Annotated in this window: 9 protein-coding genes; 4 read left to right on the plus strand and 5 right to left on the minus strand. The window is 72.1% G+C overall.

What is annotated here, in order from left to right; all coding sequences use genetic code 11:
* Positions 1 to 6: 6 nt before the first annotated feature.
* A protein-coding gene (locus ACGFIA_RS09550) for an IS5 family transposase (protein ID WP_393259850.1) occupies positions 7 to 884 on the minus strand; the annotation gives its coding sequence in 2 pieces (ribosomal slippage) (positions 7 to 492 and positions 495 to 884; 876 coding nt in all).
* A gap of 235 nt (positions 885 to 1,119) precedes the next feature.
* Here ACGFIA_RS09550 and ACGFIA_RS09555 point away from each other — a divergent pair.
* Positions 1,120 to 2,139 (plus strand): FtsX-like permease family protein, encoded by a 1,020-nt coding sequence (locus tag ACGFIA_RS09555; protein WP_393259434.1) that lies wholly within the window; start codon positions 1,120 to 1,122, stop codon positions 2,137 to 2,139.
* 4 nt (positions 2,140 to 2,143) lie between these two features.
* On the opposite strand, the gene ACGFIA_RS09560 is transcribed toward ACGFIA_RS09555, so the two are convergent.
* Both ACGFIA_RS09560 and ACGFIA_RS09565 read right to left on the minus strand, forming a co-directional pair.
* The gene (locus tag ACGFIA_RS09560; RefSeq protein WP_167796966.1) at positions 2,144 to 2,287 is read right to left on the minus strand and encodes a hypothetical protein; all 144 of its coding nucleotides are present in this window, start codon (positions 2,285 to 2,287) and stop codon (positions 2,144 to 2,146) included.
* 15 nt (positions 2,288 to 2,302) lie between these two features.
* Positions 2,303 to 4,396 (minus strand): S9 family peptidase, encoded by a 2,094-nt coding sequence (locus tag ACGFIA_RS09565; RefSeq protein WP_357386787.1) that lies wholly within the window; start codon positions 4,394 to 4,396, stop codon positions 2,303 to 2,305.
* Between the two features lie 100 nt (positions 4,397 to 4,496).
* Between ACGFIA_RS09565 and ACGFIA_RS09570 the strand changes: the two genes are divergently transcribed.
* A complete protein-coding gene (locus ACGFIA_RS09570; RefSeq protein WP_357478034.1) occupies positions 4,497 to 6,029 on the plus strand; it encodes an FAD-binding oxidoreductase in 1,533 nt (510 codons plus the stop codon).
* 466 nt (positions 6,030 to 6,495) lie between these two features.
* On the opposite strand, the gene ACGFIA_RS09575 is transcribed toward ACGFIA_RS09570, so the two are convergent.
* Positions 6,496 to 8,550: a SpoIIE family protein phosphatase gene (locus tag ACGFIA_RS09575; RefSeq protein ID WP_357386791.1), complete on the minus strand. Its 2,055-nt coding sequence runs from the start codon at positions 8,548 to 8,550 to the stop codon at positions 6,496 to 6,498.
* A gap of 170 nt (positions 8,551 to 8,720) precedes the next feature.
* On the opposite strand from ACGFIA_RS09575, the gene ACGFIA_RS09580 reads away from it, so the two are divergent.
* Together ACGFIA_RS09580 and ACGFIA_RS09585 are read left to right on the plus strand one after the other, a co-directional pair.
* Positions 8,721 to 13,088, plus strand: a complete 4,368-nt coding sequence (locus ACGFIA_RS09580) for a HAMP domain-containing protein (RefSeq protein WP_357386793.1) — start codon at positions 8,721 to 8,723, stop codon at positions 13,086 to 13,088.
* On the plus strand, positions 13,085 to 13,642 hold the full coding sequence (locus ACGFIA_RS09585) for a response regulator (protein WP_357386795.1): 558 nt from the start codon (positions 13,085 to 13,087) through the stop codon (positions 13,640 to 13,642). The genes ACGFIA_RS09580 and ACGFIA_RS09585 overlap by 4 nt, the downstream gene beginning before the upstream one ends.
* A 4-nt stretch (positions 13,643 to 13,646) precedes the next feature.
* Here the strand turns inward: ACGFIA_RS09585 and ACGFIA_RS09590 are convergent, their stop codons facing one another.
* Positions 13,647 to 14,171 carry a MarR family transcriptional regulator gene (locus ACGFIA_RS09590; protein WP_357386797.1) on the minus strand — a complete coding sequence of 175 codons (525 nt, stop codon included), beginning with the start codon at positions 14,169 to 14,171 and terminating at the stop codon, positions 13,647 to 13,649.
* Between the last annotated feature and the right edge of the window lie 44 nt (positions 14,172 to 14,215).

The raw sequence follows: 14,215 nt of genomic DNA on the forward strand, positions 1-14,215 counted from the left end.
AGTCGGTCACAGCCATTCGTTGATGGCGGCGACGTGCACGGTGGCCGCGTAGCGCACGGCGAGTTTGTCGAAGCGGGTGGCCACGGCGCGGTGGCGTTTGAGGCGGTTGATGCCGCACTCCACGGCGTGACGCTGCTGGTACCGCTGTGGGTCGAAGGCCGGTGGCCGGCCGCCCTTCGACCCCTTCTTACGCCGGTTCGCGTCCTGGTCGGCCTTCGACGGGATCGTCGCGGCGATCCCACGTCGGCGCAGGTAGCGGCGGTTGGCCTTCGACGTGTACGCCTTGTCAGCGAGGACCCGGTTTGGGCGGGTCCGGGGCCGGCCGCCGCCGAGGCGGGGCACCCGGATCCCGTCGAGCACCGGGATGAACTGCGGGCTGTCCCCGCGCTGCCCGGCGGTCAACACGATCGACAGCGGCTTCTGCCCCTGCTCACACGCGAGGTGCACTTTCGTGGTCAGGCCGCCCCGCGAGCGACCGAGCGCGTGATCGTCCGGTTCGACCGTGACCCCGCCCGGCGGCTCGGCCTGCAGATCCCCTTTTTACGCGCTCCAGCGGCATGCTGATGCGCTCGGGCGACCGTCGAGTCCACCGACACGTCCCAGACGACGCGTCCGGCTCCGTCAGCCAGGGCCTGCAGGGCGATCAGGATCTTCGCCCAGGTCCCATCCCGCTGCCAGCGCCGGAACAACGCGTACGCCGCAGCCCAGGACCCGTAGCAGTCCGGGACGTCCCGCCACGGGGCGCCAACCCGTGTCCGCCACCGGATCCCATCGATGAGCTGCCGTTTCGTCCATGTCGACGGCCGGCCTGGCCTACGCCCCGCGGGCAGCAACGGCTCCAGCGCCGCCCACTGTGCGTCGGTCAGGTCGTGCCGCCTCGTCACCGCTAGGGTGTCCACGAGGTCTCCGGTGTTCGGGTTCTGCTTGGTCGCTGAACCAGATACCGGAGACCTCGCTACATCTCGAACACCGACACGCCAAGATCCTCACCCAACAGCTCAAGCCCTCGCACGGACTTCGACACAGGCCCTAGCCGTCTTCCTGGCCGGGCGCGGGCTGCTGCACCGGCCCGACGCGGACGGGCGGCTGCCGCTGCCCACCGACGTGCACCCGGCGCCGATGGCGGTGGCCGCCGTCGTGCTCGGCCTGCCGCTGGCCGCCGCGCTGGTGAGCGCGTTGCTGCTGCGGCGGGTCACCACCACCCCGTTCGGCGTCGTGCGCAAGGTCCGCACCCGGGCGCCCTGGCCGTGGCCGGGCGTGCTCATCCTCGCCGCGCTGGCCATGTTCGCCGCGATCCGCCCGCTCCTGCTCTGGTACGAGCGGCGTGGCGCCGTGGCACCCGACTGGCAGGTGCCGACGTTGCTCGTCGTCGGCGGGCTGACCGCGACGATCGGTGTCGTGTCCGGCACCGGCTGGATCTCGTACCACACCGGCCGGCTGCTGCACCGGCACGGACGCGGCCCGGCCGCCCTGCTCGCCGCCCGCCGGCTGGTCGCCGACCCGTGGGCCGGCAGCCGCACCTTCGCCGCCCTGCTCGCCGCGCTGATCTTCGGCGCCGGTGCCGCGGCGATGCGTGCCGACTTCCAGGCCCAGGCCGAGGTGACCCGCCGCACCGGCTCCGGAATGGCCGACCCGGGCTTCTACCTCGGCGCGATGGACCTGGTCGACCTCGCGGTCGTGGTGGCGATGGCGATCGCCGGCGGTGGGCTGCTCGTGGCGGTGGTCGAGGGCATCACCAGCCGGCGACGGGCGTACGCGGCGCAGGTGGCGACCGGCGTGCCACGAGCCACCATCGGCCGGGCACTGCTCTGGGCCGCGCTCGCCCCCGCCGTACCCGCGATCGGGCTCGCGTTGACCGTCGGCTACCTGCTGGTCCGGGGCGTCATGCCGGCGCCGGGGAACGGTGGCTTCGCGCGAACCTTCTGCGACGCCGGTGCGGATCTGTGCGGCGATCCGGCCACCGCCGCGCCGTACATTCGCGTCGAGTGGGTGCCGAAGACGACGGTCCCGCCGGACGTACCGTGGGATCATCTGGCCTGGCTCGCGGCGAGCGGGTTGGCGGCGGTGCTGTGCACGGTCGTGGCCGGCCTGCTGTTCCTGCGCGCCGCGACCTCGGTCGAGGAACTGCGCAGCACCTGACCGGTCAGCGGCCGAGCAGGCCGGCGGAGCCGGCGACGGCCAGCCCGATGACAGTCGAACAGCAGCACACCACGAGCGCGGCGGCGACCACCACGAGGAGCAGCCAGGCGGGCGCGCGTCGCGCCGCCGGCTGCTCCTCGTCGCTCATCCGATCGGGTACGGGTCAGGCCCGGCCGACGCGGTCGAGGATCCAGGCGTTGACGAACGCCTCCTCGCGCCAGGAGTCGTACCGGCCGCTCGGGCCGCCGTGGCCCGCGCCCATCTCGGTCTTGAGCAGGTAGTCGCCGGACGGCGCGAGCGCGCGCAGCCGGGCGATCCACTTGGCCGGCTCGTGGTAGAGCACGCGGGTGTCGTTGAGGCTGGTCACCGCCAGGACAGCCGGGTAGTCGGCGGCGGTCACGTTCTCGTACGGCGTGTAGGACTTCATGTACGCGTAGACCTCGGGGTCGTCGAGCGGGTTGCCCCACTCCTCCCACTCGGTGACCGTCAACGGCAGCGACGGGTCGAGGATCGAGGTGAGCGCGTCCACGAACGGCACCTGCGCGACGATCCCGGCGAACGCGTCCGGCGCGAGGTTCGCCACCGCGCCCATCAGCAGGCCGCCGGCCGACGCGCCCCGGGCGACCAGCCGGTCGCTCGCCGTCCAGCCCGCCTCGACCAGGTGCCGGGCGCAGGCCACGAAGTCGGTGAACGTGTTCTTCTTGGCCAGCAGCTTGCCCTCGTCGTACCAGCGCCGGCCCAGCTCACCGCCGCCCCGGATGTGCGCCACCGCGAAGATCACGCCGCGGTCGAGCAGGCTCAGCCGGGCGATCGAGAACCACGGGTCCATGCTCGCCTCGTACGACCCGTAGCCGTAGATGACAGCGGGGGCCGAGCCGTCGCGCGGCGTGCCCCGGCGGCAGACCAGCGAGATCGGCACCCGGGTGCCGTCCTCGGCGAGTGCCCAGTCCCGGTGCTGCTCGTAGTCGGCCGGGTCGTACGGCCGCCCGTCCGGCCCGGGAAGGACCGGCTTCTGCCGGCGCAACGTCAGCTCGCGGGTCACCAGGTCGTAGTCGTAGACCGAGTCGGGGGTGACGAGCGACGTGTAACGCAGCCGCACCTCGTTCGTGCGGTACTCCGGGTTCGCGTCCAGCCCCACGCTGTAGATCGGCTCGGGGAAGTCGATGTCCCAGCTGTCGTCGCTGCCCACCGGCAGCACCCGCAGGCCGGTCAGCCCGTTTGCGCGCAGCGACACGACGAGGTGGTCCTCGAACGCGTCGACGGCCTCCAGCCGGGTGCCGGGCGTGTGCGGGATCAGCGGCGTCCACTCGCCCGGCGCGTCCGCCGAGGTGTAAGCGAGCGCGAAGTCCTCAGCGCCGTCGTTGTGCAGGATCAGGAAGCGGTGGCCGTGGTGCTCCACCGCGTACTCGATGCCCTGACGCCGTGGCGCGACGACGGCGGGCTCACCGGTCGGGTTGGCCGCCGGGATCACCCGGACCTCGCTGGTGACCTTGCTGTGGATGTCGATCACCACGAAGCGCTCCGAGCGGGTCAGCTCGACGCCGACCCAGAACCGCTCGTCGTCCTCCTGGTACACCACCACGTCCTCGCTGGACGACGTGCCGACGGTGTGCCGCCAGACCCGGTTCGGCCGCCACGCGTCGTCCACTGTCACGTAGAACAGCGTGGACGCGTCGCTCGACCAGGCGGTGCCGTAGAACGTGTCCGGCACCTCGTCCGGCAGCGACTCGCCGGTGGTCAGATCCTTGATCCGCAGCGTGAAGCGTTCGTCGCCGGAGAAGTCGGTGGAGTAGGCCAGCCAGCGGCCGTCCGGGCTGACGTCGAACGCGCCGAGGGAGAAGAAGTCGTGCCCCTCGGCGAGCTGGTTGCCGTCGAGCAGCACCTCCTCACCGTCGAGCGGGGCGCCGTCCGCGCTGACCGGGGGCGCGGTCTCGCCGGGCCGGACCGCGCGCCGGCACTGCACGCCGTACTGCTGACCCTCGACCGTGCGGGTGTAGTACCAGTGGCCGTCCTTGCGGGTCGGCACCGACAGGTCGGTCTCCTGGGTGCGCCGGCGCGTCTCCTCGAACAGCTCAGCGCGCAGCCCGGCCAGGTGGGCGGTGCGCGCCTCGGTGTACGCGTTCTCCGCGTCCAGGTACGCGATCGTGTCCGGGTCGTCCTTGGTGGCGAGCCAGGCGTACTCGTCGAGGACTGTGTCACCGTGATGGACGCGCTCGGTGGGGACGCGCTTGGCGACGGGCGGTGGGGTTTCGGTCACGGCGCCACGTTACCGGGCGCCGGGCGGCCGCCGGGGTCGCCCGCCGACCGAATCCCGCGACTCGCCGCCAGGTCTTTCGAACATGTGTACGATAGCCGCCATGGCGGATGCGGCACGTTCCACCGACCGACTCGGAGCCCTCGACATCACCCGGAAGCTGGCCGCGATCTGCGGCGACCCGTTCGCCCGCTTCGCCGGCCCGGCCGACGAGGTGGCCGGCCGTACCGCCCGGTGGGTGGCCGTGCCGGGCGGCCCGCACGCCGCCGCGGAGGTGTTGCGGCTGGCCGCCGCGTACGACCTGACCGTGGTGCCCCGCGGCGCCGGCACGAAGATCGACTGGGGCGCCGCACCGGCGCAGGTGGACATCATGCTCGACACCGGCCGCCTCGCCGGGGTCTGGCACGAGTCGCGCGACGCGGCGGTGGCCGAGATCGGCGCCGGTACGCCGCTGCGCGCGGTCCAGGCCACGCTCGCGCGCACCAACCAGCGGTTGCCGGTCGACGCGCCCTCGCCCGGCGCGACGCTCGGCGGTGTGCTCGCCGCCGACGAGACCGGCCCGCTGCGGCACCGGCACGGCAGCCCGTGTGCCCAGCTCGTCGGCGTGCGCTACCTCGACGCCGACGGCGAGCTGGTGAGCGTCGGCGAGTCCGGCACGGCGGCCCTCCGCCGAGCCGCCCCCGGCCGTGGCGGTGGCCGGGCGGGCGGACGCGGTCCGGCGGGCGCTGGCGGTTCCGCCGGTGACAGCGGTCCCGCCGGTGACAGCGGTTCCGCCGGTGGTGTGTTCGGCGACGATCCGGTTCGTGGTGGCGGCGATGCGATCCTCGGCCGGGGCGAGGTGCCCGGGCTGGACGTGGCCCGGCTGCTCTGCGGCTCGCAGGGCGGGTTCGGCGTGCTCGTCTCGGCCACCATGCGGGTGCACGCCGTACCGGCCGGCCGGCTCTGGGTGTCCCGCCCGGTCTGGACGCCGCTGGAGGTGCACGACCTGGTGCAGGCCGTCCTCGCCGCCGGCGTCGACCCGGCCGCCGTGGAGCTGGACCTGCCGGTGCCGGTGCCGCTGCCCCGGCGACGGATTCCGGCCACGCACCCGTCGGTGGTCAACCGCCCCGACCATCCCGCGGTGACCGGCCGCCCGGCGGCGGGCAGCCTGGTGGTGCTGCTGGAGGGCGGCCCGGCCGACGTGACCGAACGGGCCGAGCGCCTCACCGCGATCCTCGGCCCCGAGACGATTGTCAGTCACCACGCGCCGGAATGGTGGGGGCGCTACCCCTTCGCGCCAGGCGACACGGCGCTGCGTATCGAGGTGCCGATAAACGACCTGCACGCCGCCGTCTACGCGTTGCGCGACGCCACCGGCGCCCCGGTGCCGGTACGCGGCTCGGCCGGCTCGGGCACCGTGCACGCCGCCCTGTCCGGCGCGCTGCCACCCGACCGGGTCGCCTCGATCCTCACCGCGGTCCGCAGTGTGCTGATCGCCCGGCGGGGCCGGTGCGTGGTGGTGGCCGCGCCCGCGGCGGTACGCCGTGGCGTCGACCTCTGGGGCGAGCTGCCCGCGTTGCCGCGACTGCGCAGCGCCAAGGCCCACCTGGACCCGCACCGCCGACTGGCCCCCGGCCGCCTACCCGGCGGCCTCTGACCAGCCCCGACCCCTGGGCACCAGCCTGCCGACGCCCGGCCCACCCGTGCCGGTGCCCCGCCCGCCGGGGGCGCCCACACCTGCCGGCGCACCCTGCCTGCCGGGCGTCCCCACCTGCTGGGCACCCCCGGCCCGCACTCAGCCTCGGCTCCACCCGCGTCCCCGTCCTCCGTCCCCGCCCCGCCCCGCCCTGGCCCGCCCGGTGATCGCCTCGCCTCGCCCGGTGATCAAGGACTTTGCGTCAGATTTCGCGCCCCCAGAGGACACAAACTCCTTGATCACCGCCGATGGGCGGGTTGAGGCGCGAGGCGGGCGGCTGGGGTGCCACGAGGGGCCGGCTCAGGCGTCCACGGCGGGTGGGCCGGAGCGGGTTGACCATGAAGTTGGCGGGGAGGAATCGGGCGAATTGAGCGGCTAAGTTCATGATCGCCGGGGCCGGGGCCGGGGCCGGGGCCGGGGCCGGGGGTTAGGGGGTGTCGTTTCGGAGGACCAGGACGGCTATGTCGTCGCGTGGGGGTTCGGCCGAGAACGCGATGGTGGTGGCGCGCAGCCGGGCGGCCACCACGTCGGCCGAGTACCCGGCCAGCGGCGCCGCCGACTCGCGCAGCCGCTCGGTGCCGAACAACTCGCGTCCGCGTCGCCGCTCGGTGACGCCGTCGGTGTAGAAGATCAGCGCGTCGCCGGGCTTGAGCGACAGCTCGGCGGTCGGTGTGGTGATGGCGTCGAGCAGGCCGAGCGCCGTACCGCCCACACCGACGAACGTCGCGCCGCCACCGCCGTGCAGCAGGACCGGGCGGTCGTGACCGGCCAGGTGCAGCGAGACGTCGAGCTGGTCGCCGTCGCCGGGTGCGACGGACGCGAGCGCAAGCGTGCAGTAGCGTCCGCCGCCGCGCTCGACGAGCGTCTCGTTGAGCCGGCCGAGCACCTCGGGCAGCGGCTTGCCGTCGCCGACGAGCACCCGGATCACGTCCCGGACCAGCCCGGTCACGGCGGCGGCCTGCACGCCCTTGCCGGACACGTCGCCGACCACCACGAGCCAGCGGCCGTCCGGCAGCGGAAGCACGTCGTAGAAGTCGCCGCCGACCTCCGCGTCGTCGCCGGTCGGGACGTACTCGGCGGCGAAGCCGATGCCCTCGACCACCGGGAGCACCGGCGGCAGCAGCGACTGCTGGAGCGTCTGGGCGACCCGGCGGCGCTCGGCGTGGATGCGGGCGTTCTCGATGGCGAGGGCGGCGCGGCGGGCCACGTCCTCCAGCACCGAGACCTCGTCCGGGTCGTGCCGGTGCCGCTGGTGCCGGCCCACGGCGAGGGTGCCGAGCCGCTGGCCACGGGCGATCAGCGGTACGGCGAAGCCCTCCATCGGCCCGCCGAGCGGCACCTGGGCGGCGTTGCGGGACGCCTCGCGCAGCCGCGACTGGATCGAGTCCGGGCCGGTCTCCTGGAGGGTCCGGTGCAGCTGCGGCAGCATCGCCTCGTCGGCGTGGCTCGACGCGGCGAGCCGCAGCCGGCCCCACTCGTCGGTGGTGTGCACCGCGCACCACTGGCCGAGCCGGGGCACCACGAGCTGCGGGACGAGCGCCATGGTCAGTTCGACGTCGAGCGACTGGGCGAGCAGTTCACTGGCCTCGGCCAGGAACGTCAGCCAGGTGGAGCGGCGTACGTCGGCGCGGCGCAGCCTGTCGTTCTCCAGGTGCAGCGACAGCCGCTCGGCGGCCAGCACGGCGAGCGGCCGGGCGTACGCCGAGGGTGCCGCGTCCAGCTCCAGCTCACCGGAGTACGGCCGGTGCACGGCCAACGGCACGCGCAGCAGTTCGTTGTCCTCGCGCGGCGGCCGGCCGTACCTGGCGAACACCTGGGTGCCGAGCCCGTCGCCCCGGTCCAGCCGGACCGTGCCACCGGCGGCGCCGACCATCTCGGCGACCCGGGTCAGCAGCCCGGTGGCGAACTCGGACAGCGGCTCGTCGGCGTACGCGTCGGGGGTGATCTGCATCAAGTCGCTCATGGCCGCGGCGCTCGGCGTACCGTCGCTGGTCCGTTCGGCGACGCGCAGTGGGCCGGCCGACGGCCGGGCGGAACCGCCGGGGCCGGGCCGGTCGAGGCGGAACCAGACGCCCTTGCCGGTGGGCAGGTAGGTCGTGCCCCACCGGCTGGCGAAGTGGTCGACGAGCAGCAGCCCGCGCCCTCGTGTGGCCACCTCGGTGATGTCGGACGTGGTGTTTCGCACACCGACGATCAGCTCGTCGACCGGGCCGGAGGCGAAGTCGGTGACGGTCACGGTGAGGCCGTTGCGGTCGGTGTCGACCTCGATGTCCAGTTCGGTACGGGCGTGTTCGACGGCGTTCGTGGTCAGCTCGGTGGTGAGCAGCAGCGCCTCGTTCAGCAGTTCGGGCAGCCGCGCTTCGAGGAGCATGGTGCGCACCAGCGCGCGGGCGGCCGCCGGGGTGCGCCGGTCGGCGGGGAGGCGGACCCGGCGGACGCGCTCGTTCGCGCCGCCGCTAGCAGGCCCTGCCTCCGCTGACACCTTCGTATCCTCCACCGCGCCCACCCCGGGTGCCAAGCATCCGGCCGAACCCGCCGGCCGGGCTGATACCGCGCGTGACGCGCGAGCACACGCGGTGACCTCGACGGATCGCGCGGCACAATGATGGGATGGCCCGTGTGACCGCACGAGCCCGAGCGGAGCGAGGAACGATGGCCACGGTGAATCAGTCGATGACCGCTGACCCGTCCGCGTCCGACCACGAGGTGCTCCTCGGCGAACTGGTCGAGGCGTTGCGCCGGGTGGGGCGCGGCGACCTGCGGGTGCGCCTGCCCCGGCGGGCGGGTCTGCCCGGTGAGGTCGCCGACGCCTTCAACGACGTGGTGTCGTTGCAGGAGCGGCAGCACCTCGACCTGCGGCGGATCAGCCGGATCGTCGGCCGTGACGGCCGGCTCACCGAGCGCCTGGACGACGAGGGCCTGGACGGTTCGTGGGCGGAGGGGCAGCGGGCGGTCAACTCGCTCATCGACGACCTGGGCCGGCCGACGACCGAGATCGCCCGGGTGATCGTGGCGGTGGCCGACGGCGACCTGTCCCAGCACATGGCGCTGGAGATCGACGGTCGCCCGCTGCGCGGTGAGTATCTGCGCATCGGCCGGACAGTGAACACGATGGTGGACCAGCTGTCGTCGTTCGCCGACGAGGTGACCCGGGTGGCCCGTGAGGTGGGCACCGAGGGCAAGCTGGGCGGCCAGGCCGACGTACGCGGGGTGGCCGGCACCTGGAAGGACCTCACCGACTCGGTGAACACCATGGCGTCGAACCTCACCGGGCAGGTGCGGTCGATCTCGCAGATGGCGACAGCCGTGGCGAAGGGCGACCTGTCGCAGAAGATCACGGTCGGGGCGCGCGGCGAGGTGGCCGAGCTGGCCGACACGATGAACTCGCTCACGGACACGCTGCGGCTGTTCGCCGAGCAGGTGACCCGGGTGGCGCGTGAGGTGGGCACCGAGGGCAAGCTGGGCGGCCAGGCCGAGGTGCCGGGCGTGGCCGGCACCTGGAAGGACCTGACCGACAACGTCAACTCGATGGCGTCGAACCTGACCGCGCAGGTGCGCAACATCGCCCAGGTGTCGACGGCGGTGGCGAAGGGTGACCTGTCGCAGAAGATCACGGTGGCCGCCCAGGGCGAGATCCTGGAGCTGAAGGACACCGTGAACACGATGGTGGATCAGCTGTCGTCGTTCGCCGACGAGGTCACGCGGGTGGCGCGTGAGGTGGGCATCGAGGGCAAGCTGGGCGGTCAGGCGCAGGTGCGCGGCGTGTCCGGCACCTGGCGTGACCTCACCGAGAACGTGAACCAGCTCGCCGGCAACCTGACCAGCCAGGTCCGCAACATCTCCCAGGTCTCCACGGCTGTCGCCAAGGGCGACCTGGGTCAGAAGATCACTGTGGACGCGCAGGGCGAGATCCTGGAGCTGAAGAACACCGTCAACACGATGGTGGACCAGCTGTCGTCGTTCGCCGACGAGGTGACGCGGGTGGCGCGTGAGGTGGGCACCGAGGGCAAGCTGGGTGGTCAGGCCCAGGTCAAGGGCGTCTCGGGTACGTGGCGGGACCTGACCGACAACGTGAACTCGATGGCGTCGAACCTGACCAGCCAGGTGCGGAACATCGCCTCGGTCACCACCGCCGTCGCGAAGGGTGACCTGTCGCAGAAGATCACAGTGGACGCCCGGGGCGAGATCCTGGAGCTGAAGTCCACTGTCAACACGATGGTGGATCAGCTCTCCTCGTTCGCCGACGAGGTGACCCGGGTGGCCCGTGAGGTGGGCACCGAGGGCAAGCTCGGCGGCCAGGCCCAGGTGCGCGGCGTCGCCGGCACCTGGCGCGACCTGACCGACAACGTGAACTCGATGGCGTCGAACCTGACCGCGCAGGTGCGCAACATCGCCCAGGTGTCGACGGCGGTGGCGAAGGGTGACCTGTCGCAGAAGATCACTGTGGACGCCCGGGGCGAGATCCTGGAGCTGAAGTCCACTGTCAACACGATGGTGGACCAGCTGTCGTCGTTCGCCGACGAGGTGACCCGGGTGGCGCGCGAGGTGGGTACCGAGGGCAAGCTGGGTGGTCAGGCCCAGGTCAAGGGCGTCTCGGGTACGTGGCGGGACCTGACCGACAACGTGAACTCGATGGCGTCGAACCTGACCAGCCAGGTGCGCAACATCGCCTCGGTCACCACGGCCGTGGCGAACGGTGACCTGGGTCAGAAGATCACGGTGGACGCGCAGGGCGAGATCCTGGAGCTGAAGAACACCGTCAACACGATGGTGGACCAGCTCTCGTCGTTCGCCGACGAGGTGACACGCGTGGCGCGCGAGGTGGGCACCGAGGGCAAGCTGGGTGGTCAGGCCCAGGTCAAGGGCGTCTCCGGTACGTGGCGCGACCTCACCGAGAACGTCAACCAGCTCGCCTCGACGCTGACCACGCAGTTGCGTGCCATCGCGCAGGTCTCCACGTCGGTGACCCGCGGCGACCTGACCCAGCGGATCAACGTGAAGGCGCAGGGCGAGGTCGCCGAGCTGAAGGACAACATCAACCAGATGATCGTCACCCTCCGGGAGACGACGAAGAAGAACGCCGAGCAGGGCTGGCTGGACTCGAACCTGGCCCGGATCGGCGGTCTGCTCCAGGGCCAGCGCGACCTGGGCGAGGTCTGCCGGATGATCATGCAGGAGGTGACCCCGCTGGTGGACGCGCAGCTCGGCGCGTTCTTCCTGGCGGACAGCTCCGAGGGCAGCATGCGGCTGCGGCTCACCGCCTCCTACGGGTACGTGGCGCGCGGCCACGACGTCACGTTCGGCCCCGGTGAGGGGCTGGTCGGGCAGGCCGCGCTGTCGCGCCGGACGATCCGGGTCAAGGCGCAGCCGGACGGACGTCTCGTCGTACGGTCCGGGCTGGCCGACACGCCCCCGGCCGACCTGGTGGTGCTGCCGGTCCAGTTCGAGGGCGAACTGCTCGGCGTGATCGAGTTCGCCGGCGTGGCCACGTTCTCCGAGCTGCACCTGGCGTTCCTGGAGCGGCTGGTGCTCACCATCGGCGTCGCGGTGAACACCATCCAGGCCAACCGGCGTACGGAGGAGCTGCTGGCGCAGTCGCAGCGGCTGGCACACGAGATGCAGGACCAGTCGGCCGAGTTGCAGCGCACGAACGCCGAGCTGGAGGACAAGGCGAAGCTGCTGTCCGAGCAGAAGGCCAACATCGAGACGCAGAACCGGGAGATCGAGCTGGCCCGCCTCGGCCTGGAGGAGAAGGCGCAGCAGCTCACCCGCGCGTCGGCGTACAAGTCGGAGTTCCTGGCGAACATGAGCCACGAGCTGCGTACGCCGCTGAACTCGCTGCTCCTGCTGGCCCGGCTGCTCGCCGAGAACCCGGAGCGCAACCTCAGCGCGAAGCAGATCGAGTTCGCCCGGACCATCCACGGCGCCGGGTCGGACCTGCTGTCGCTGATCGACGACATCCTCGACCTGTCCAAGATCGAGGCGGGCCGGATGGACGTGGAGCCCACCGAGATCCAGTTCGCCGAGATCCGCGGCTACGTGGAGCAGGCGTTCGCGCCGCAGGCCGAGGAGAAGGGCCTGGACTTCCAGGTGCGGGTGAGCCGCGACCTGCCGCCCGCGCTGGTCACCGACGCCCAGCGGTTGCAGCAGATCCTGCGCAACCTGTTGTCGAACGCGGTGAAGTTCACCGACAACGGCGCGGTGACGCTGCGGATCGGCCCGGCGGCCGAGAACGCCGTCTTCGACGTGCCGGCGCTGACGAACGCGCAGCGGGTGATCGCGTTCACCGTGATCGACACCGGCATCGGGATCTCCGACGACAAGCTGTCGCTGATCTTCGAGGCGTTCCAGCAGGCGGACGGCACGACCAGCCGGCGCTACGGCGGGACCGGGCTCGGCCTGTCCATCAGCCGCGATCTGGCCCGCCTGCTCGGCGGCACGATCACCGTCTCGTCCGCGCCCGGTCAGGGTTCGACGTTCACTCTCTTCGTACCCGATGTGCTGGCGCCGGACGCGGTGGTGGCGCCGGCCCCGCCGTCGCCGAGCCGCGCGGGCCTGCCGTCGTCGCTGCTCATGCCGATGGAGCTGCCGCAGCCACAGGAGACGCCGGCGACCCGGCGCCTGGACGGCGTGACCGTGCTGATCATCGACGACGACGTACGGAACGTGTTCGCGCTGACGTCCGCGTTGGAACTGCACGGGATGACCGTGTTGTACTCGGACAACGGGGCGGACGGCGTGCGCCATCTCGCCGAGCACCCCGAGGTGGACATCGTCCTGATGGACGCCATGATGCCGGACCAGGACGGGTACGAGACGACAGCGCAGATCCGCCGCAACCACCGGTTCGCGGACCTGCCGATCGTCTTCCTGACCGCCAAGGCGATGCCCGGCGACCGGGAGTCGGCGCTCGGCGCCGGCGGCAGCGACTACATCACCAAGCCGGTTGACCTGGACGAGCTGATCGAACTGATGGCGTCCTGGATCAGCCGGAGCCGAGGCGACGAGGAGAACGCGTGACGCAGACGGCCAAGGCCCTGCTGGTGGACGACCGGCGGGAGAACCTGATGGCGCTGGAGGCGATCCTCCAGGGTCTCCCGGTGCAGTCGGTCGCGGTGGAGAGTGGCGAGGCCGCGCTCAAGCAGCTCCTGGTGGACGACTTCGCGGTGATCCTGCTGGACGCCCAGATGCCGGACATGGACGGCTTCGAGACGGCCACCCACATCAAGCGGCGCGAGCGCACCCGGCACGTACCGATCATCTTCCTGACCGCCGCGGACAAGGACGCCCAGCTCGCTCTGCGCGGCTACGCGGCCGGCGCGGTCGACTACCTGACCAAGCCGTTCGACCCGTGGGTGCTGCGCGCGAAGGTGACGGTCTTCGTCGACCTGTGGGTGAAGACGCGGCAGCTCGCCGCCCAGTCGGACCTGGTGCGCGAGCGGGATCTGCAGTGGCGGCACCTGACCGACGCGGTGGACGAGGCGACGGCGCTGCTGCGCGCCGACGACGACCCGTCGACCCGGGAGCGCGCTGTGGAGCTGCTGGAGCAGGCGCGCTGGGGCAACGCCCGCTGACGGTTCAGCCGCCGGCCGGGCCACCGTGCCCGGTCGCGGCCCGCCGGGCCCGCCAGCGGTCGCCGAGCGATTCCAGTTCCTCCTGTACGAAGAGGAAGAAGTCGCGCATCTCGGCGACCCGCTCGCCGGCCGGGGTGCTGCGCCCGTGCAGCGCGTCGACCCCGCCGGCCGCGATGTCGATGAAGTTCTTGTAGAGCGTGGTCTTGGTGATCGTCGCCTCGTACCACGGGTTGTCGGGCATCCGGTAGCGGTCGCTCCGGGACCCCTTGACCGGCTCGCGGATCAGCATGGCGAACTGGGTCAGGTAGCGGACCGCGCCGCTGACGGCTGCCGCGCTGACGCCGAGCCGTGCGGCGATCTCGCCCGCGGTGAGCGGGTCGTCGGCGCTCATCACCGTGAACAGGACCCGGGCGGCCATCCGGGGGAAGCCCACGTCGGCGAAGGCCATCGCCATCCGCTCGACGAAGAGGTGGACCTCCTCCTCGTCGTGCTGGGGCGGCACGTTCATGGTCGGCTCCTCGACACTCACCCCGTGACCCTACAGTCTTCACAAGTTTGTGAAACGAGCGTAAC

It is taken from the genome of Micromonospora sp. NPDC049203 (assembly GCF_043197215.1).
In the GTDB taxonomy this organism is placed as follows: Bacteria; Actinomycetota; Actinomycetes; order Mycobacteriales; family Micromonosporaceae; genus Micromonospora.